We start from the raw sequence: 14,144 nt of genomic DNA, 5'->3' as shown, positions 1-14,144 counted from the left end.
ATGATCAGACGGGGATGACGGTCGGCACGATCATCGGCCGGCGCCGGTAGGCCTCCGCGACCCAGCGCCCGACCACGCGGCGCACGGCCTGTGCGATCCGGTGGGTGTCGGTGATGCCCTCGGCCTCGGTGCGCGCCAGCTCCATCTCCACCAGCGGGACGACCGCCTCCAGCGCCTTCGGGTCGTCGGAGAAGCCGCGCCCGGAGATCGTCGGCGCCGTGACGGCCCTGCCGGTCGTCCGGTCGATCGCGACGGAGATCGAGATGAACCCGCCCTCGCCCAGCACCAGCCGGTCCGACAGCGTCGACTCGCCCACGTCGCCCACGGACAGGCCGTCGACGTACACGTGACCGACGACGACACGTCCGCTCACGGCGGCCTTGCCATCCACGAGGTCGACGACGACGCCGTCCTCGGCGATCACGACGTGGTCCTCGGCCACACCGGTCGCCACGGCCAGAGCGGCGTTCGCGCGCAGGTGGCGCCACTCGCCGTGCACCGGCATGACGTTCGACGGGCGCACCGCGTTGTAGAGGAACAGCAGCTCACCCGCGGGCGAGTGGCCGGAGACGTGGACCTTGGCGTTGCCCTGGTGCACCACGGTGGCGCCGAGCTTCGCGAGGCCGTTGACGACGTTGAAGACCGCGTTCTCGTTGCCGGGGATCAGCGACGACGCGAGGATCACCGTGTCGCCCTCGCGGATCGAGATCTGCCGGTGCTCACCGCGGGCCATGCGCGACAGCGCCGACAGCGGCTCGCCCTGCGACCCGGTGGAGACGAAGAGGACCTCGTCCTCCTCCATCCGCATGGCCACGTCGAGGTCGACGAACAGGCCGTCCGGCACGTTCAGGAAGCCCAGCTCGGACGCGATGCCCATGTTGCGGACCATCGACCGGCCCACGAAGGCGACCTTGCGCTTGTACTGCACGGCCACGTCGAGGACCTGCTGGACGCGGTGCACGTGCGAGGCGAAGCAGGCGACGATGACCCGCTGGTCCGCCTTGCGGATCACGTTCTCGAGCACCGGGCCGATCTCGCGCTCGGGCACCACGAAACCGGGCACCTCGGCGTTCGTCGAGTCGACGAGGAACAGGTCCACGCCCTCGTCGCCCAGCCGCGAGAACCCGGCGAGGTCGGTCAGCCTGCCGTCGAGCGGCAGCTGGTCGAGCTTGATGTCACCGGTGTGCAGCACCAGGCCCGCGGCGGTGCGGATGGCGACGGCCAGCGCGTCCGGGATCGAGTGGTTGACGGCGAAGAACTCCAGCTCGAACGGGCCGAAGGGGTGGCGTTCGCCCTCCTTCACCTCGACGAGCCGCGGGTTCTGGCGGTGCTCCTTGCACTTGGCGGCGAGCAGCGCCAGCGTGAAGCGCGAGCCGACCACGGGCACGTCGGGGCGCAGCTTCAGCAGGAACGGCACGGCACCGATGTGGTCCTCGTGACCGTGCGTCAGGACGATCGCGTCGATGTCGTCGAGCCGGTCCTCGATGGCGCGGAAGTCGGGCAGGATCAGGTCCACGCCCGGCTGGTCGTCCTCGGGGAACAGAACGCCGCAGTCGACCACGAGCAGCCGGCCGGCGTGCTCGAAGACGGTCATGTTGCGGCCGACCTCGCCAATTCCGCCGAGTGCGACGACGCGGAGGCCGCCTTCCGGCAGTGCGGGTGGCAGTTCGGTCGAGTGGGTCACGCGTTGACTCCCAGTTCGGCCGCGATGGCCTCGATGTCCTCGGCGGCGGCCGGCACGAGCGGAAGACGCGGGTCACCCACGTCGAGTCCGCGCAGGCGCAGCGCCGCCTTCGTGTACGTAACGCCGGGAACCCGGCGGAAGGGTCGCAGCAGCGGCAGCAGCGACTCGTGGAGCTCCCTCGCCCTGACCACGTCCCCGCTCTCGTAGGCGTCGGCCATGTCGCGGAGGCGGTCTGCGGCGAGGTGGCCGATGACGCTCACGAACCCGACCGCGCCCACGGCGAGCCACGGCAGGTTCAGCGGGTCATCGCCCGAGTAGTAGGCGAGGTCGGTGCTCGCGATCACCCGGCTGCCCGCGTGCAGGTCGCCCTTGGCGTCCTTCACGGCGAGGATCCGCGGGTGCTCGGCGAGCCGCAGGATCGTGTCGACCTCGATCGGCACCACCGCGCGCGGCGGGATGTCGTAGAGCATGACCGGCAGCCCGGCCGCGTCCGCCACGGCCGTGAAGTGGGCCAGCAGCCCCTCCTGCGGCGGCCGCGAGTAGTACGGCGTCACCACCAGCGCCCCGTGCGCGCCCGCCTTCTCGGCCTGCTGCACGAGGTGGATGCTGTGCGCCGTGTCATAAGTGCCCGCACCCGCCACCACGGTCGCCCGGTCGCCGACGGCCTCGACGACCGCCGTGATCAGCGCGGCCTTCTCCCGGTCGGTGGTCGTCGGGCTCTCCCCCGTGGTCCCGTTGACGACCAGACCGTCGTTGCCGGAGTCCACCAGGTGTTTCGCCAGCTCCTGCGCCTTGGCGAGGTCGACCTCGCCACGCGTGTCGAAGGGCGTGACCATGGCGGTGAGAACGCGGCCGAACGGGCGGTTCGGCCCAGCGTACGGGCTTCCGGACATGCGCGGAACGTTACCCGAGGTCACACACTTCGGTTCACCGACCGCACGCGTGCCACGGCGGCGGCGTCACCGCTGTACTCGACGCGCGCCTGGTCGCGCCCGAACGCCAGCAGGACCAGCTCGGCCACCTCACCGGTGATCACCACGCCGTTCGCGCCCGGCTTGGCCACGACGTGCTCGCCGTCGGGCCGCACCAAAGTCACCCCGTCGGGCGACGAGCGGTAGGTCATGCGCGCGGTGAGCGGCAGCAGCTTCCACAGCGCGCGTTCGCGAGAGGCGTCGTACGGGCGTGGCTCCCAGTCGGGCTGTGCGCGGCGCACGTCCTCGTGGTGCACGAAGTACTCGCCGGCGTTGATCAGCTCGTCGACCGGCTGGATCCAGAACGGCGGTGTGCGCACGAGGTCGAGCAGCTCGCTCCACGCCTTGTGCGCGTACTCGCCCTGGACCTTCTCCGTCCACTTGGCGAACGCGGGCACGAGGATGCCCGGCGCGGTGTCCGGGCGGCGCTCGCGGATCGCCAGGTGGGCGGCGAGGTCCCTGGTCAGCCAGGGGCTGCACAGGGTCGGCGCGTCCGGGCCGAGCTCGGTCATCAGGTCGACGAGCGCTTTGCGTTCGTCGCGGGCTAGACCCACGTCATGTCCTCCTGGCCGGGCTCAGCGCAACGCCTCCATTGCACCACAGCCGGGTCAGGGCTCGTTCGGCCTGTAGCAGCCGGTGAAGCCCGCCGGCTTGGCCGAGCCGCCGGCCAGCAGGGACACGGTCTGGTCGCGGGTGAGGTTCTCCGGGTAGTCGGGCCAGTCCGGTTCCTGGCCGTTGACGTGCAGCTCGTCCAGCCAGTAGCCGGACTGGCCGGAGGTCTTGGCGAACTCCAGGTCGCAGCCCTTCACCCGGACGACGACCTCGATGGTCTTCTCCGAGGACTTGACCGTGCGCTTGCCGATCTTCTTGGTCTTCTTCTCCTTCTCCGTGCTGGGCTCGCCGGGGTTGGTGAAACCGGCGGCCTTGAGTTCGGAGACGAACCTGTCCTCGTTGTTCGCGCACGCGGGCAACGTGGCCGCGCAGCCGAGGACCAGCAACAACGAGATGATCCGTCTTTTCACCGTCAGCTGTCCTTCTTCGCGCTGATGCTGCCGTCGAGCTTGCTGCCGTCCTTGGCGCCGGCGACGCAGAAGACCTTGCGCTGGGCGCTGCCGCTCTTGTCCTTCTCCCACGCCGACTGCGAGGGCACCAGGACGGACATCTTCAGCTTCGAGCCGTCCTTGATCCACTGCGAGTCCAGCATCAACTGGCAGCGCGGGATGCCGACGTCCTTCAGCGCCTCGACGCCAGGATAGGCCGCGTCCGGGAGGCTCGACGACACCGGCAGCAGGTCGATCGCGTCGAACACCTCGAAGTCGTGCGGCTTGTCGCACTCCTCGCGGGCGTCGGAGTCGAGCTGCTTGGTGGGCGCGACCTCACCGACGCCGCAGTAGTTCTCGTACAGGGCGAACACCGGCACCTCGCCGCCCTCGCCGTAGGTCATGGCGCTGGTGCCGCCGCTCGTGGGCGAGGTGAACCAGCTGTGCGTGTAGATGCCGCCGACGAACGCCGCGACGGCGATGGCCGCGGCCGCCACCGACGCGATGATGCGGGTTCGCTTCTTCTTCGCCGGGTCCACGGCCGCGGTGTTCTGCTGGTACTGCTGCGTCGCGACCGGCGGGATGCCGGTGGGCGGCGTGGGCTGGTTGCCGATGCTGGAGAGCATGGCGCGGGCCTGCGGGCCGGACAGGCGGGCGTTCGGGTCGGCGATCAGCAGACCGGTGATCACCGCGCCGAGCACGCCGGTGGCCCTGGTCAAGCGCGGGGTCTCGCTCATGATCGCGTGCAGCGTGGAGGCCGTGGAGGAGCGCTCGAACGGGCTCCAGCCCTCGACGGCGTAGCAGAGCGTCGCGCCCAGCGCCCACAGGTCGGACGCGGGGCCGGCCTCGTGGCCGTGGATGCGTTCCGGTGCCATGTAGGCGGGCGAGCCGATGAGGCTGCCGCTGGTGGTGAGGCGCGGGTCGTCCACGGCCTGGGCGATGCCGAAGTCGGTGAGCTTGAGCTTGCCGTCCGGGCGGACCATCAGGTTGCCGGGCTTGACGTCGCGGTGCACGATCTTCGCCTGGTGCGCGGTCTCCAGCGCGGACAACGCCTGCAGCGCGATCGACACGACCTGGTTCGGCGGCATCGGGCCGTGCGTGCTGATCAACGTCGAGAGCGTGGCCGCCTCGACCAGCTCCATGACGATGTACGTCGTGCCGTTCTCGTTGATCGCGTCGTAGACGGTCACGATGCCGGGGTCGTTCAACTTGCCGGCCGTGCGCGCTTCACGCAGAGCGCGCTCTTCGAGCACACGGCGTTCTTCGTGCGCGAGGCCGTCCGGCAGGTGCAGTTCCTTGATGGCGACGAAGCGCCCGATGTGACGGTCCTGTGCGCGCCACACGATGCCCATGCCACCGCGGCCGAGCTCGGCCACCAGGGCGTACCTGCCCGCGATGACGCGCGGTTCGACAGCCTGTCCGTGCAACGTGCGCTCCTACGACCTCGGAACCGGGGGGCGTTGACGGTACTTCAGACCCGCCGACTGGAGGATCGGTTCCTACGCTTCCGGCGCTACAACCAGTTCGTGACCTGCGGCACGCAGCGCGACGACAGCGCGGTCGAGGTCGCTCTGCTTCACCAGCAGGTGGTCGGTGTCGTAAGTGGACAGCGCGAACAACGGGACGCCCGCCGCCGCCAGCTCACCGGCCAGCGCGGCCATGATGCCGGTCAGGGTGAACTCCAGCGGCCCGCGCACGGTGAGCAGCCGCCAGCCCTCCTCGGCGGTGCCGGCGGGCAGCTCGAACGACGACGGCGCGATGACCGACACCTCGTCCGGGGTCCTGGTCACGGACACCAGGACGCCGGTCAGGTCCAGCAGCCCTGCGGGCAGCGGGGTGCCGGGTGCCAGGCGCGTGACGGTGTACCCGCCGGGGCGGACGTCCACGATGAGCCGCTTCATGACCGTCAGCCTTCAACGACCAGCGGGCTGGAGGCAACTTCGGTGCCGTCCGGGAGTGTCGAGACGACGAAGTCGGCGAACGCGTTCGGCGCGGCCTTCGTCAGCTCGCGCAGGCACGCCACGGCCAGTTCGCGCAGCTCCACGTTGATGTGCTCGGTGGCGCGCATCGCGATGAAGTGCCGCCACGAGCGGTAGTTGCCCGTGACGACGATCTCGGTGCCGGTCGCGTTCGGCAGCACGGACCGGGCGATCTGCCGCGCGCGCCGGCCGTTGACGGTCTTCTCCAGGCTGTGCACCAGGTCCTCGTAGGCGCGCAGGCTGGCGTCGGTGGCCGCGACGAACCGCGCGTGCAGCTCGGGGTCCGCCGCGATCAGCGCGGGCTCGACGACGTCGGTCGGGTCGGTGCGCTGGGAGAGCTGCGAGTACGAGAAGTGCCGGTGCCGGATCAGCTCGTGGGTGAGCGAGCGGGGCAGCTCGGTCAGGTAGAGGGTGGCGCTGCCGTGCTCGAACGCGGCCAAGTGCCCGACGTCGAGCAGGTGGTGCAGGAACGTCGCGTTCGTGTTCGTCATGGGGTTGGAGCGGTCCCAGGACTGGTAGCAGGCCCGTCCGGCGAACTCGACGAGCGCCGCGCCGCCGTCCGCGTCGGTCGTCCACGGCACGTCGTCCGGCGGGATGAACTCGGTTTTCGCCACCAAACGCACTCTCGGCATGGTGCCGACACTAGCCGGTGCTTGCGCGACACCACGAGTGACGTCATAGTGATGTCATGGATCTGTCGCCCTACATCGCGTCACTGCGCGAGGACCTGGCGACGGCCGCATCTGCGGGGGACGAAAGCACCCGTCGAACGGCCGCCGCGTTGTCCGCAGCGCTCGAGCCAGCCGCGCGACTGGCGATCATGAACGCACTGTCGGACCTGGCAGCCGAGGTCACCGCCTCGCTGGACGGCCAGGTCGTGGAGGTCAGGCTGGCCGGCCGCGACGTCCAGGTGGTCGTCACCGGTTCGGCCCCCGAGCAGGACAGCGGGCCGCAGCAGGACGTGCCACCACCGTACGTCGCCGGTGACGCCACCGGTGACATCAGCCGCATCACGCTGCGGATGATCAACGAGCTGAAGGCGAAGGCCGAGCAGGCCGCAGCCGCCCAGGGCGTGTCGCTGAACTCGTTCATCCAGCAGGCCGTCGGCGGTGCCATCCAGGGCAAGCACCGCGAGCACTGGAAGCAGCAGCACAAGGGGCCGAGCGGACAGGGCGGCTCCGGCTCGCGCGTCCGCGGATGGGTGCAGGGGTGAGCGGGATGACCGATCCGTCGAGTGGGCCGACCGCCGTCGTGCGGCAGCAGAGCTTCGAGTTCGCGGGTGTCGCGGAGATCGACATCTCGCTGCTCAGCGGCCGGGTGCAGGTGCACCTGGTCAACGAACCGGGCGTGCACGTCGAGGTGCGCCACGACCCGGCGGCGGGCAACACCTGGACCGAGGGCCTGTCGAGCGTGCTCAGCTGGGTCAGCGGCCAGTTCGGCTCCGACCGGGGCACCCCGGTCGCCGGGCCGGAGGAGGCCGTGCGGGACGCCCGCGTGGAGCTGCTGGGCAACCGGCTGCGCATCGAGTCGTCGAAGGCGCTGCCGTTGCGCGCGGTGCCGCTGTCGGTCGTCGTGACGGCACCGGCGGGCTCGCACGTGCAGTCCAAGACCGGTGCCGCCGACGTGTCGGTGACCGGCGAGGCCGGCCGGGTCGACCTGAACACCGGCACCGGCGCGGTGAACGTCGACCGCGCGACCGGTGAGGCAAAGATCAACTCGGGGTCGGGCACGGTCCGCCTCGGCACGATGCTCGCCCGCCTCAAGGCCAAGACCGGCAGCGGTGACGTCGAGGTGTCGTCCGTGGGCGACAACGCCGTGCTCATCACCGGTACCGGCGACGTGTGGCTGGGCGCGGTGCAGGGTGACGTCATGGTGCGCACCGGCAGCGGTGACCTGACCGTGGCCGACGCCGCCGCGGGCGACATCCAGCTCGGCACCGGCTCGGGCAACATCCGCGTCGGCATCCGCTCCGGCACGCTGGCCAAGATCGACCTGGTGTCCACGTCCGGTGCGGCGCGCAGCGACCTCGACGTCTCCGCGGAGCCGCTGGGCGAGGCCGCGCTGTCCGTCACCGGCCGCACCGGCAGCGGCACCGCCCTGGTAACCGCCGCAACAAGCTGACCGGGGGAACGCAGGGCCCCCGCGTTCCCCCAAGGGAAACGCGGGACTCCCGCGTGACTTCCGCTGCGGCGGACCGCACGCGGGGACCTCCCGTGCTCCAGTGGAGTACGAAAGCTCCCCGCGTGCACTTCGGGCTAGGGCTCCTGGAACGGTTTTGAGCCGCCGGGGACGTCGTCCGGGAAGATCGGGCAGCGGATCTCCCCTGTCAGGAACTTCCGCACGAACGACGAGAACGTGCCGTCGTAGGACCAGCTCTGCCGCAGGTCCGTGATCACGACGGTCCACTCGTCCGGCTCGCCGGCGGTGTACCAGAGGCAGTGGTCGCCGCCCAGCGTCGTGCCCCACGGCAGCAGCCCCGGCTGCTCCGGGTGGGCCCGCAGCCCCGGCTGGCGCCGCACCGCCCGCAGGACCTTGGGCGCCTGCGACATCCAGTTCATGAACCCCGCACGTGCCGTGGGGTGCAGGATGCGGACGTAGCCGCCCACGATGAGCGGCGGGTACGCCTCCGCGAGGTGCACGTAGTCGGTCGGCAGGGGTGTGCCCAGCCGTGCCCGGACCGCGTCCCAGTCAACCGGGTCCGGACGCCGCTCGGGCGCTCCCAGCAGGTCGATCCACTCGTCAGGCGGCACCGCTCACCTCCGTGACCCTCAAGCATCGCCTGCGGAACTCGGACCTCGGTTGTACCGCAGTCCAGCGATCACCAGGGAGACGACGGCGTCGAACGCGGCCTGAATGTGAGGATCCCCCCACTCGGGCGCGTGGCTCGGGTGGTGGAACCGGTCCGTCGCGTCCCACACCGCCTGTGCCGTCACAGCGACGTCGTCCGCCATGAACTCCTGGGTTTCCACTCCCGCGCGGATGATGCGCGCGAGCAGCTCCACCATGTGCCCGACGTGGTACTCCGGGATGCTGTCGCTCTCCTTGACCAGCACCTGGAACGTCTCGAACAGCTCGGGTTCCTCCAGGTGCGCGCGCCGCTTGCGGTCGAACAGCTCCTGCAGCCACGCGCGCAGCCGGTCGGACGCGCTGCCCCCGTGGTCCGACATCGCGGCGAACTCCCGGTGGGTGTGGTCGAGCCACCGGCGCGTCACGGCCTCCCGCAGCGCCGCCTTGGTCGGGAAGTGGCGGTAGACGCTGCCGTGGCTCACCCCGAGCGCCTTGGCGACGTCGACCACCGTCGCCTTGGCCGGCCCGTACCTGCGCAGGACCTCTTCGGTCGCCACGAGGATCGCCTCCCCGGTCAACGCCTCCGCCACGTCCTCACCTCTCGCTGTCCAGCATCGCCATCTGCTCGGCGGCGTACCGCGTGCCCGCGGCCGCCCCGACCGGGACGACGGTGTCGATCTCCCGCAGCTCCTGCTCGGTGAGCTCGACGTCGAGCGCGCCGATCGCCTCGCCCAGCCTCGCACGCTTCGTCGTGCCGATCAGCGGCACCACGGTGTCGCCCTTCGCCAGCACCCACGCGATGGCCAGCTGGGCCACCGTGACGCCCTTGTCGGCGGCGATCCCGGCGAGCTTCTCGACCAGGCCGAGGTTGTGGGTGAGGTTGTCGCCCTGGAACCGCGGCGTGTGGCTGCGCCAGTCGTTCGCCGCGAACTCCTTGCTCGGCGTGGCCGAGATGAGCCCGCGCGACAGCACCCCGTACGCGGTGATGCCGATGCCCAGCTCCCGGGCCGTGGGCAGGATCTCCGCCTCGATGCCCCTGCTGAGCACGCCGTACTCGATCTGCAGGTCCGTGATCGGGTGCACGGCGTGCGCCCGGCGCAGCGTCTCCGCGCCCACCTCCGACAACCCGATGTGCCGCACCCACCCCTTCTCGATCTGCTCGGCGATCGCGCCGACCGTTTCCTCGATCGGCACGGCCGGGTCGAGCCGCGCCGGCCGGTAGACGTCCACGTAGTCCGTGCCGAGCCGCTCCAGCGAGTAGGCCAGGAAGTTGGCCACCGCCGCGGGCCGGGTGTCGAACCCGATGAACGCCCCCGCGCGGTCTCGCATGCCGCCGAACTTGACGCTGAGCTGGACCTCGTCGCGGCGGCCCTTGATCGCCTCGCGGATCAGCAGCTCGTTGTGGCCCTGACCGTAGAAGTCACCGGTGTCGAGCAGCGTGACCTCGGCGTCCAGGGCGGCGTGGATCGTGGCAATGCTCTCGTCCCGATCGGCCGGTCCGTACGCGTTGGACATGCCCATGCAGCCCAACCCGAGCGCGGACACGACCGGGCCGGTGCTGCCGAGCTGACGCTTCTGCATGACGAACTCCTCCTCTGTGGCTGAGGTCGACTATGCACCTTGAGCTGACAGATTTCAACATCTGTCAGCCGTTATTTGTACGCTCCGCGCTTCACGCCTGCGCGGCCGCCAGTTCGCCTGCCAGATCTCCCTTCGGCACGACCAGCACGTCCTCCAGGCCCAGCCACTCCGCCATGTGCGCGAGCTCGGCCGCCAGCTCCGCCGCCACGCGCGGCCGGTCCACCTCCGGTTCCGCGAACGCCGACTGCACCCGCAGCACCCCCGCCGCCCGGTCCGCCTTGAGGTCGACCCGCGCCACCAGCCGGCCGTCCAGCAGGAACGGGAACACGTAGTAGCCGTGCACCCGCCGCGGCTCCGGCACGTAGATCTCGATGCGGTACCGGAAGCCGAAGATCCGCTCGGTGCGGGCCCGTTCCCAGATCAGCGGGTCGAACGGGCACAGCAGCGCCCGCCCGGTCACCCGGCGCGGCGCCTTCGCCTCGACGTGCCGGTAGGCAGGACCGCGCCAGCCGTCGACCGCCACCGGCTCCAGCACGCCCTCCTGCGCCAGCTCGGCCACCGCCGCCTGCGAGCGCCGCGGGTCGAGCCGGTAGTAGTCGCGCAGGTCCGGTTCCGTGGCAACGCCCAGCGCCACCGCCGCCCGCGTGACCAGCTCACGCGCGCCCTCCTCCGGACTCAGCCGCCGCGCCAGCACGTCCGGCGGGATGACCCGCTCGGTGAGGTCGTAGAGCCGTTCGAAGCCGCGGCGCGTGCCCGTCGTCAGCACGCCGACGCCGAACAGCACCTCGCAGATCCGCTTGACCTCCGACCAGTCCCACCACGGACCCTTCGCCCGGCCCGTGTCACCCATCAGCGCCTTCTCCAGCGCGCCCGCGCCGATCGGGCCGAGCTCCTTGACCGCCGCCAGCACCTCGTCCACGAGCTGGGGCGAACGGTCCACGATCGTCTGGTAGTTCTGCCACCAGCCGCGCTTCTTCGCCCCGGAGTGGAACAGCGGCCAGTCGGCCACCGGCACCAGCGACGCCTCGTGCGCCCACGTCTCCACCAGCATCCGCGGCCTGCGCGCCGAATGCGTCCACGCCGCGTCGTCCAGCAGCACCGGTTCGTACGCACCCAGCCGCGAGAACAACGGCATGTAGTGCGCGCGCACCGCCACGTTCACCGAGTCGATCTGCAACAGCTGCACCCGCGACAGCACGCGCTGCAGGTGCCTGCGCGTGGCCGCTGACGGCCGCCCGTCCGTGAAACCCTGCGCCCCCAGGGCGATCCGCCGGGCGACGTCCGCACTCATCCTCTGCACCCCGTCGATGCTGCCACGCACCCCTGACAATTCTCCGGGGGACGGCCGATAAGGTGCGGCAATGGCCGACGCCGGCGTGCACACCGCCACCGCGAACGACGTTCCGGAGATCATCCGCATCCACCGCGAGACCTGGCGCCTCGCCTACGCGCAACTGCTGCCGGAAGACGTGCTGAGCACGCTCGACACGGACGAGGCGTGGTCGCTGGCCGTGCAGAACGGCGCCGTGCTCGTGGCGACCGAGGGCGAGTGGACCGTCGGTTTCGCCGTGGCGACCAAGGCCCCGGACGAAGAGGTCGCCAGGGCGGACGGGTCGCTGCCCGAGGACGCCGCGACGACCGCGTTGCTGAGCGTGCTCACCGAACCCCGCTGGGGCCGCCGCGGCCACGGCACCCGGCTCGTCGCCGAAGCGTGCCGCGAGCTTGCGAAAGCAGGCGCCACCAGGGGGATCGCGTGGGTCCCCGAGGCCGACAAGGCGTCGCGGAACTTCTACGAGCGACTGGGCTGGACGGGTGACGGCACGGTGCGCACCCTGGACGCGGGCGGTCGTCCGTTGCGCGAGGTGCGGCTGTCCGGTCCGCTCGAGGTCCGACTCGGCGACTGAGAACTGTGTAGCCTCGGGCGGGTGTTCGGCTTGGTGGGCCTCACCTTCGGCATCGCTCTCGGCTCCGCGCTCCTCCCCTTCATCAGCATCGAAGCGTGGGTGGTGGGGCTTGGCGCGCGCTGGCCGGGCCTCCCGTTCTGGGTGGTCGGGCTCGTCGTCGCCGTCGGCCAGGTGCTGGGCAAGCTGGTGTACTTCTACGCGGCGCGCGGTGACATCCAGCTGCCGAAGTGGTTGCACCGCAAGAAGAAAGAGCGCACGAAGCCAACGCTGGCGCAGCGCTGGTTCGGCGAGGGCACCCGCATGCACCGGTGGGGCGACTGGATCCACGTGAAGTGCCGGGCGCACCCGAACTGGATGGCCGGCACCCACGCTGTCAGCTCGCTGGTGGGTCTGCCGCCGTTCATGGCGACGAGCGTCCTCGCCGGCCTCGCCGGGATGTCCACGCTGGTCTTCGTGGTCACCGGGCTGGTCGGCCGGTTCGCCAGGTTCAGCCTCCTGTGCGCCTCACCCGGCCTGATCATGGCGTGGCTCTAGCCGAACACGATCGACACCGCCACCGAGAACGCGATCACGAGCGCGGCGAACACAACACGGGTCTCCTTCAGCACGTGCCTCAAACTAGCGAGCCCGCACCGGACAAAGCCACGTGCAAACGGGTGAGAGCCGGATGATCCAGCTCTCACCCGCCGTTTCACGCCCGATCATTCGAGCACGAGCACGCCATCCGGCAGTCCCGGCACCTCCACGGAGTGCCACATCGGCTTCCAGTCCGGGATCTCCAGCATCCGCCGCAGGTCCGCGAACCCGCTGAGCCAGCCCATCCACGACCCGTACGGCGGCCGCTCCGGATCGAACCCGCTCTGCACGAACGTCAGGTGCGTCTTCCCGCCCGACTCGGCGAGCTCCCACGACGACACCATCCCGTCCGGGAACTCGATCGCGAACCGGTTCTCGTCGAGCGCGAGGACCTTGCCGGGGTTCGGTTCGTCGTCGAAGCTCCCCATGGCCCACCGGCCGCCGACGTGCGGCTCGATGGACGCCCGCGCCCCGAACCACCGCTGGAACTTCTCCATGTCGGTCAACGCGCCGATGATCCGCGCGGCCGGCGCCGCGATGTCGACCTCGAACCGCTGCTCGGACGTCGAGAAGTCGCAGAACCCGAACACCTCGCGTCCTTCGACGTGCTCGACGAGGTTCGCGAGCATGAACGACCAGAACGTCTGCTCCACCCCGGCGTGCACCTCGTCCACGATCGCCTCGCCCCACTCCGGGTACGGCGACTGCGCGGCGGCGACAACGGTCTCCCCGTCCCGTTCCTCGACGGACAGCTCCACCGTGTGCTCCTCGCCGTGCAGGAACCACGAGAACCGCACCGACCGCTCGTCGAACCCGAGCAGCTTCTGCCGACCCCGCTCCCCCTCCGGCGTGAACCGCCCCCAGAACTCGAAGACGCCGCGCTCCAGGTCCACCTCGGCGTGCTCCGCCATCCACACGCGCAGCTCGCCGGCGCTCGTCAACGCCTCCCGCACGCGCTCGACCGAAGCCCGTGCCCGAACGCGCACCACTCCCGTGCTCATCGGTTGTCTCCCTTCGGATAGCAGGCGAGGGCAACGCGGAACGCATCACCCTCGTCCCCGCCGTAACGGGTGAACAGCTCCTGCAACGTCGTCTGCAGCTCGGCCAGGAACCGCTGCCGGTCCTCCGGCCGCACGCGGATCTCCCCCGACACCCCGACCGACGGCAGCTCCCCGTCCCGGTCGAGCGCCGCGATGTCCGACTGCACCTGCTCGGCCAGGTCCACGAGGTGCCCCAGCGCCAGCTCGTCCCTGGTCCCGATCCGCCCCACCAGCGCGGGCGACAGCCAGTACGACCGCGCCACCGCCTGGTAGAGCCCCTCGTGCACCCCGCGCACCTTGCGTTCGGCGACCTGAACGGCCAACCCGGCCTTGACCAGCTGCTTCACGTGGTAGTGCACCCGCTGCGGCGTCTGCTCCAGCACCTCGGCGACCTCGGTGCACGATCGCGGCGCGGCGAGCTGCCGCAGCACTTCGATCCGCTGCGGCTTGAGCAGGGTCTCGGCCTGCTCCATCCGTTCCAGGTAGATGACGTCTCTCATCGCAAAAACAACTTTGAACGTTCAAAGCTTTTTTGTCAATTGTGCACGTGCCTGCTCGCCGGTCGAGGGCCGCTTTCACCCG

Annotated in this window: 17 protein-coding genes; 4 read left to right on the top strand and 13 right to left on the bottom strand. The window is 70.5% G+C overall.

The window, feature by feature from the left end:
- Positions 1–4: 4 nt before the first annotated feature.
- From ACVDFE_RS14105 to thyX, 7 genes are all read right to left on the bottom strand, one after another.
- Positions 5–1,684 carry a ribonuclease J gene (locus ACVDFE_RS14105; protein ID WP_360390636.1) on the bottom strand — a complete coding sequence of 560 codons (1,680 nt, stop codon included), beginning with the start codon at positions 1,682–1,684 and terminating at the stop codon, positions 5–7.
- Positions 1,681–2,577, bottom strand: coding sequence for a 4-hydroxy-tetrahydrodipicolinate synthase (gene dapA / locus ACVDFE_RS14100; RefSeq protein WP_458430699.1), 897 nt, complete (start codon positions 2,575–2,577; stop codon positions 1,681–1,683). Before dapA ends, ACVDFE_RS14105 begins: the two co-directional genes overlap by 4 nt.
- Before the next feature lie 20 nt (positions 2,578–2,597).
- Positions 2,598–3,209 carry a TIGR03085 family metal-binding protein gene (locus tag ACVDFE_RS14095; protein ID WP_360390641.1) on the bottom strand — a complete coding sequence of 204 codons (612 nt, stop codon included), beginning with the start codon at positions 3,207–3,209 and terminating at the stop codon, positions 2,598–2,600.
- Between the two features lie 54 nt (positions 3,210–3,263).
- Complete coding sequence (locus tag ACVDFE_RS14090; protein ID WP_458430698.1) at positions 3,264–3,677, bottom strand: hypothetical protein; 414 nt, start codon at positions 3,675–3,677, stop codon at positions 3,264–3,266.
- Positions 3,678–3,679: 2 nt separating this feature from the next.
- The gene (locus ACVDFE_RS14085; protein ID WP_458430697.1) at positions 3,680–5,122 is read right to left on the bottom strand and encodes a protein kinase domain-containing protein; all 1,443 of its coding nucleotides are present in this window, start codon (positions 5,120–5,122) and stop codon (positions 3,680–3,682) included.
- 72 nt (positions 5,123–5,194) lie between these two features.
- On the bottom strand, positions 5,195–5,596 hold the full coding sequence (locus ACVDFE_RS14080) for an ACT domain-containing protein (RefSeq protein WP_360390649.1): 402 nt from the start codon (positions 5,594–5,596) through the stop codon (positions 5,195–5,197).
- Between the two features lie 5 nt (positions 5,597–5,601).
- Positions 5,602–6,306: an FAD-dependent thymidylate synthase gene (gene thyX / locus ACVDFE_RS14075; protein ID WP_458430696.1), complete on the bottom strand. Its 705-nt coding sequence runs from the start codon at positions 6,304–6,306 to the stop codon at positions 5,602–5,604.
- A 56-nt stretch (positions 6,307–6,362) separates the two neighbouring features.
- Between thyX and ACVDFE_RS14070 the strand changes: the two genes are divergently transcribed.
- Together ACVDFE_RS14070 and ACVDFE_RS14065 are read left to right on the top strand one after the other, a co-directional pair.
- A complete protein-coding gene (locus ACVDFE_RS14070; RefSeq protein WP_360390654.1) occupies positions 6,363–6,887 on the top strand; it encodes a toxin-antitoxin system HicB family antitoxin in 525 nt (174 codons plus the stop codon).
- 5 nt (positions 6,888–6,892) lie between these two features.
- Positions 6,893–7,795: a DUF4097 family beta strand repeat-containing protein gene (locus ACVDFE_RS14065; protein WP_360390656.1), complete on the top strand. Its 903-nt coding sequence runs from the start codon at positions 6,893–6,895 to the stop codon at positions 7,793–7,795.
- 134 nt (positions 7,796–7,929) lie between these two features.
- Here ACVDFE_RS14065 and ACVDFE_RS14060 read toward each other — a convergent pair whose 3' ends face one another.
- From ACVDFE_RS14060 to ACVDFE_RS14045, 4 genes are all read right to left on the bottom strand, one after another.
- A complete protein-coding gene (locus ACVDFE_RS14060) occupies positions 7,930–8,424 on the bottom strand; it encodes a hypothetical protein (RefSeq protein WP_360390659.1) in 495 nt (164 codons plus the stop codon).
- 18 nt (positions 8,425–8,442) lie between these two features.
- A complete protein-coding gene (locus ACVDFE_RS14055) occupies positions 8,443–9,051 on the bottom strand; it encodes a TetR family transcriptional regulator (RefSeq protein ID WP_458430695.1) in 609 nt (202 codons plus the stop codon).
- 4 nt (positions 9,052–9,055) lie between these two features.
- Positions 9,056–10,042 (bottom strand): aldo/keto reductase, encoded by a 987-nt coding sequence (locus ACVDFE_RS14050; RefSeq protein WP_360390665.1) that lies wholly within the window; start codon positions 10,040–10,042, stop codon positions 9,056–9,058.
- 91 nt (positions 10,043–10,133) lie between these two features.
- Positions 10,134–11,333 carry a winged helix-turn-helix domain-containing protein gene (locus tag ACVDFE_RS14045; protein WP_360390667.1) on the bottom strand — a complete coding sequence of 400 codons (1,200 nt, stop codon included), beginning with the start codon at positions 11,331–11,333 and terminating at the stop codon, positions 10,134–10,136.
- A gap of 70 nt (positions 11,334–11,403) precedes the next feature.
- On the opposite strand from ACVDFE_RS14045, the gene ACVDFE_RS14040 reads away from it, so the two are divergent.
- Together ACVDFE_RS14040 and ACVDFE_RS14035 are read left to right on the top strand one after the other, a co-directional pair.
- Positions 11,404–11,946 carry a GNAT family N-acetyltransferase gene (locus ACVDFE_RS14040; protein ID WP_360390669.1) on the top strand — a complete coding sequence of 181 codons (543 nt, stop codon included), beginning with the start codon at positions 11,404–11,406 and terminating at the stop codon, positions 11,944–11,946.
- A 21-nt stretch (positions 11,947–11,967) separates the two neighbouring features.
- The gene (locus tag ACVDFE_RS14035) at positions 11,968–12,480 is read left to right on the top strand and encodes a hypothetical protein (protein WP_360390672.1); all 513 of its coding nucleotides are present in this window, start codon (positions 11,968–11,970) and stop codon (positions 12,478–12,480) included.
- A 167-nt stretch (positions 12,481–12,647) separates the two neighbouring features.
- Here the strand turns inward: ACVDFE_RS14035 and ACVDFE_RS14030 are convergent, their stop codons facing one another.
- Positions 12,648–13,523 (bottom strand): SRPBCC domain-containing protein, encoded by an 876-nt coding sequence (locus ACVDFE_RS14030; protein ID WP_458430694.1) that lies wholly within the window; start codon positions 13,521–13,523, stop codon positions 12,648–12,650.
- Positions 13,520–14,062 (bottom strand): helix-turn-helix domain-containing protein, encoded by a 543-nt coding sequence (locus ACVDFE_RS14025; RefSeq protein ID WP_458430693.1) that lies wholly within the window; start codon positions 14,060–14,062, stop codon positions 13,520–13,522. Before ACVDFE_RS14025 ends, ACVDFE_RS14030 begins: the two co-directional genes overlap by 4 nt.
- Positions 14,063–14,144: the final 82 nt, after the last annotated feature.

Source organism: Lentzea chajnantorensis (genome assembly GCF_054300775.1).
Note: the sequence above shows the minus strand (reverse complement) of the source record. Positions and strands in the feature narration are given on the sequence as shown.